Origin of the sequence: Streptomyces corallincola, assembly GCF_019104725.1 — a bacterium.
In the GTDB taxonomy this organism is placed as follows: domain Bacteria; phylum Actinomycetota; class Actinomycetes; order Streptomycetales; family Streptomycetaceae; genus Streptomyces; species Streptomyces corallincola.
In genome coordinates this window covers 1-3,391 of sequence record NZ_JAHRXF010000088.1, presented here as the reverse complement: position 1 = coordinate 3,391, position 3,391 = coordinate 1, and the positions used below count along the sequence as shown (strand labels likewise).

At 73.5% G+C, this 3,391-nt stretch carries 6 protein-coding genes and 1 pseudogene; all 7 read left to right on the top strand.

Annotated elements, in window-relative coordinates; translation table 11 throughout:
- The first annotated feature begins 82 nt into the window (after positions 1–82).
- Positions 83–352, top strand: coding sequence for a DUF6284 family protein (locus KUM39_RS27855; protein WP_217788556.1), 270 nt, complete (start codon positions 83–85; stop codon positions 350–352).
- Complete coding sequence (locus KUM39_RS27850) at positions 349–795, top strand: Pycsar system effector family protein (RefSeq protein ID WP_217788555.1); 447 nt, start codon at positions 349–351, stop codon at positions 793–795. Before KUM39_RS27855 ends, KUM39_RS27850 begins: the two co-directional genes overlap by 4 nt.
- Complete coding sequence (locus KUM39_RS27845) at positions 792–1,079, top strand: DUF6303 family protein (RefSeq protein ID WP_217788554.1); 288 nt, start codon at positions 792–794, stop codon at positions 1,077–1,079. The genes KUM39_RS27850 and KUM39_RS27845 overlap by 4 nt, the downstream gene beginning before the upstream one ends.
- Positions 1,076–1,945 (top strand): protein spdB, encoded by an 870-nt coding sequence (locus KUM39_RS27840; RefSeq protein ID WP_217788553.1) that lies wholly within the window; start codon positions 1,076–1,078, stop codon positions 1,943–1,945. Before KUM39_RS27845 ends, KUM39_RS27840 begins: the two co-directional genes overlap by 4 nt.
- Positions 1,945–2,304, top strand: a complete 360-nt coding sequence (locus tag KUM39_RS27835) for an RRQRL motif-containing zinc-binding protein (protein ID WP_217788552.1) — start codon at positions 1,945–1,947, stop codon at positions 2,302–2,304. Before KUM39_RS27840 ends, KUM39_RS27835 begins: the two co-directional genes overlap by 1 nt.
- Positions 2,304–2,624 carry a hypothetical protein gene (locus KUM39_RS27830; protein ID WP_217788551.1) on the top strand — a complete coding sequence of 107 codons (321 nt, stop codon included), beginning with the start codon at positions 2,304–2,306 and terminating at the stop codon, positions 2,622–2,624. The genes KUM39_RS27835 and KUM39_RS27830 overlap by 1 nt, the downstream gene beginning before the upstream one ends.
- Before the next feature lie 88 nt (positions 2,625–2,712).
- Positions 2,713–3,391, top strand: a pseudogene (locus tag KUM39_RS27825) (ATP-binding protein); the annotation flags it as partial.

Genomic DNA, 3,391 nt, shown 5'->3' with positions numbered 1-3,391 from the left:
TCCCTCACCGGCAAAGCGGCTCCCAGGTTGCCCCCTGGGAGCCGCGTCGGGCCGCACCCACCTGCTACGGAGACCACGACCCATGACCCACATCGTTACTGTTCAGGACGCCGTTACGGCGTTCGCGGACTGGCTTGAGCCCACCGACGCCGAGCTGGACGCGGTGGAGCGGGAGATGCCCGTCCTGCTGGCGGACGTTGACCTTCTCGACGCGCACATCGTCACCCTGGATCGCACCCCGACCGAGTTGGACGAGCGTCGTATCCGGCGGGCCCGCAGGCGGGCGCTGGCCGCCCGTGTCGCGCTGCTCAACGGTGCGGCCGGTGACGGCCTGGCCGGGGGTGCGGCATGAACGGCCCGCAGGGGGACGTGGTGGCCGCGCATGCCGAGGTGAAGGCTGAGATCGCGCGGACGGACAACAAGACCGGGCTGTTGCTGGCGTTCGTCGGCGCGGTCCTGGCGGGCGGGTGGAGTGTCGGGCACGGTCTGACACTGACCTGGCCGGCCCGGATCATCGGCGGCACGGGCATGGCCGTGCTGCTGGTAGCGGCGGGGCTGCTGCTGTGGGCGGTGCGCCCCAACCTGTCCGGGCGGCACGGCTTCCCGCTGTGGGCGACGCTCACCGCCGAGGAAATCACCACCGTGGTGGCCGGCGACCTGGCCGCCGACGTGGCGGGGCTGTCCCGGCTCGCGGTGAAGAAGTTCACCGCCCTGCGCCGTGCCGTTGACCTCACCCTGGCCGGTGGCGCCCTGCTCATCGCTGCCGTGCTGCTCGCGTTCGGAGATGTGGCATGAGCGTGACGATTCCACCCGTGCTGCGGGCGCAGATGGCCTTGCGGGACAACGGTGCGTGGTGGGTGTACGTGTGCGCCGACGAGTGGCCCACCCACACCTTCACCCGGACCGGTCGAGTGCCGACCGTGACCGAGCGGGCCGCAGCGCTCGCCGCACTGGGCTTCGAGCCGGTACCGGGCGCGCAGTGGTCGTGGTCGGAGGACGCACGGGAGTACGGGGACCCGTCCTCCCCGGTCGTCCTCATCACCGCCACCACGGTCCGCCCCCTGGGGGGTGCGGCATGAGCTGGAAGACGGTTCTTCCCGCCGTGGCCATGACGGCGGTGTCGATGGTGCTCACCCTGGCGGTGGTGGTGATGTGGCTGGGCACGGCGATGCCGTGGCCGGTCGCGCTGGTCGTCGGTCTCGGGATTGACGGCGGCTGGCTGGCCACCCTCGCCTACGAACGCCGCCTCGCCGCACAGGGCGACCACAACCGCGCCGTCACCACGGTCGGCTGGTCCTTCGGCGTCCTCGCCGCCGGCGTCCTCATCGCCCACGCCCTCACCGTCGAGTCGTCGGCGGGCGCGTGGCTCGCGGTGGCCTGGCTGCCGCTGGCGGCGAAGGCGCTGTGGCTGGTCCACAGCCTGTGGGAGCGCACCGCCCTCACCCCCTCCGCCCTCGGAGCGATCCGGGGTATCCGGCAAGAAGCCCGCGACGAAGCCGCCGTGGCACGCGCCCGGCTCCGGGCCGAAGCCGCCACCGAGGAAACCCGGCTGACGGCCGTGACGCAGGCCGGCGCCCGCGTCGCACGCGTCCAGGCACGGACCGCGCAAGCCCTCTCCAGGGCGTGGTCGGAACTGGAGGACGCGCGGGACGGGGAGGACGCCGGCAGGGCGCTGACCAGCGTGACGACCCCCGTCACACCCCACGGCACACCCGCCGTGACGGCTCGGTGGGAGCTCCCGGTGTGGGGGCCGGTCGAACCCGTCCCCGCCCTGGAAGCGGCACCCGTTCTCACGGATGACGCGCTGGATGTGGTGGTGGAGCACATCCGCCACAGCCAGGTCCCGGCGCTGTCCTACCGGGAGATGTCCGCCCGGTTCCGGGCCGCCGGGCACTCCGCCTCGGAGGTCCGCCTGCGGGCCGCGTGGAAGCGGGTCGTGGCCTGATGACCACGCTCCCCGTGTTCCGGTGGCGCCTCGCCCCGGACGGCCTGGCGACCCGCAGGCAGTTGCGTGCCGCCGGGCTTCGGCCCGGAGGTCAGGACGTGGCCGCCCAACTCGAACGCCCCCGGCGGCGGCGCGGCCCGCTGGTCGCCTACCTGTACCGGGTGGACCTGGCGGTGCCGGTGCGGCCGATGACCCCCGGCCGGTGGGCGGCGCTGGCCAAGGCCAACCGCGCTCGCCGCACCTGCCCGCAGTGTCTCCGGGATGCGGGCTACGTCATCCCCACGTCGCTTGGTGCGTGTGTGCCGTGCGCGTTCCCCGAGCCCAGCTCCGGCCCTGAGTCGTTGAGGAGTGCCGCCTGATGGCCAAGCCCGACACCCGTCGCATCGACCGCGAACTCCGCCTGCTTGAGCGGAAGTTGGACGCGGTCCGCAACCGTGAGACGTGGCCGCTCAACCGCCGCGAACGCAGCGCCGTCATGGGCGCGCTCGCGTCCGGGTCGTACCGGATCGTGCGGGGCAACAGCCCCTCGCGCGCCGAGACCCGCTTGGAGACCGCGTGGCAGTCCGCCGAAACCCGCCTGGTCGCGGAGATCGCCGCGCTCAAGGCCGCGCGGGTGCAGATCGTCGCGCAGGCCGCCGCCGAGAACGCGGCCCGGAAGTCCACCTCCCGCTGGTGGTGACCGCGCCGGCCGACCCCACCACCGGGGTCGGCCCCGGCCACCAGCACCCATCAACTCCCGCCCTGCCAGGGGTAGTTAGGAGTCCGCTGTGAGCGGCACCGTCATCTCCCTGCACAAGACCCCCGACCCCGACCGCGAAGCCGTGCCCGCCTCGGACGAGGTGTCGCCGGTCACGACGCTGACCGTGGTGCCCGACCCGGAGCCCGCCCGGCCGGTCCCGTTGTGGGTCCGCTCCGGCCGCGCGATCCGCACCGCCGCCACACACGAGAACACCCGCACGGTCGGCCGCACGGTGGTGCGGCACTCCCTCTACGTCGCGGGCGGCACCCGGATCGTCGCTCGCCGTGCGTGGGACGGCCGGACCGCCGCCCGCTACGAGCGCTACCTTCGTACCGCCGAAGCCGCGGGCGACCTGGACGCGGCGGCGGCGTGGGAGGAACGCGGGCAGCGTTTCCGCGACGCCCGGCACCGCCGCCGTATGGACCTGCTCCACTCCCCGCTGGACGCGGCCAAGGGCGCCGCCATCAGCACCGGGATGGGCATCGGCGGCCTGGTCCTCATCGGCATCGCTATGGCCGTGGCCACCAAGGACCCCTCCGAGGTCGTCACGCCGCTGATGGCCGTGGTGAAGTTCATCAACCTGATGGTGACCATCGTGCGTGTGGTGTGGGGCCCGGCCCTCACCCTCGCGCCGTTCCTGGCGCTGTTCGCCCTGTGGTCGGTCGGCGCGCATCAGAAGGCCGCGCCGCAGTGGGCGCTCCCCGCCC

What these genes read in the sequence shown, in the direction of transcription:
- KUM39_RS27855 (WP_217788556.1), top strand. Translation starts at nt 83, where the DNA reads ATGACCCACATCGTTACTGTTCAGGACGCCGTTACGGCGTTCGCGGAC.
- KUM39_RS27850 (WP_217788555.1), top strand. Translation starts at nt 349, where the DNA reads ATGAACGGCCCGCAGGGGGACGTGGTGGCCGCGCATGCCGAGGTGAAG.
- KUM39_RS27845 (WP_217788554.1), top strand. Translation starts at nt 792, where the DNA reads ATGAGCGTGACGATTCCACCCGTGCTGCGGGCGCAGATGGCCTTGCGG.
- KUM39_RS27840 (WP_217788553.1), top strand. Translation starts at nt 1,076, where the DNA reads ATGAGCTGGAAGACGGTTCTTCCCGCCGTGGCCATGACGGCGGTGTCG.
- KUM39_RS27835 (WP_217788552.1), top strand. Translation starts at nt 1,945, where the DNA reads ATGACCACGCTCCCCGTGTTCCGGTGGCGCCTCGCCCCGGACGGCCTG.
- KUM39_RS27830 (WP_217788551.1), top strand. Translation starts at nt 2,304, where the DNA reads ATGGCCAAGCCCGACACCCGTCGCATCGACCGCGAACTCCGCCTGCTT.